Source organism: Shewanella sp. S1-49-MNA-CIBAN-0167 (genome assembly GCF_040310145.1).
Classification (GTDB): domain Bacteria; phylum Pseudomonadota; class Gammaproteobacteria; order Enterobacterales; family Shewanellaceae; genus Shewanella; species Shewanella psychromarinicola.
The window spans coordinates 1-278 of the sequence record NZ_JBEOPO010000228.1 but is presented as its reverse complement, the minus strand read 5'-3'; the positions used below and the strand labels follow the sequence as shown (position 1 = coordinate 278).

Annotated in this window: 1 protein-coding gene; it reads right to left on the bottom strand. The window is 45.0% G+C overall.

Annotated elements, in window-relative coordinates; all coding sequences use genetic code 11:
• The coding region (locus tag AAEZ00_RS21110) for an ATPase, T2SS/T4P/T4SS family (protein WP_351089843.1) at positions 1–278 on the bottom strand (278 nt) is incomplete at both ends.

Sequence of the window (278 nt, the reverse complement as noted above, 5' to 3'; positions counted from 1 at the left end):
ACAACATGGTACGAACCATGCTCTTTTCACCTTCAGGGAATACATCGACTATACGGTCAATAGTTTTGGCAGCTGAAGTGGTATGCAAAGTACCGAATACTAAGTGACCCGTTTCAGCAGCTGTCATGGCTAAGCGAATGGTTTCGAGGTCGCGCATTTCACCCACAAGAATAACATCCGGATCTTCACGTAATGCACTTCTTAGGGCTGCATTAAAGCTATGTGTGTGTTTGTGAACTTCACGCTGGTTGATTAGGCATTGCTTGTTTTGGTGTACG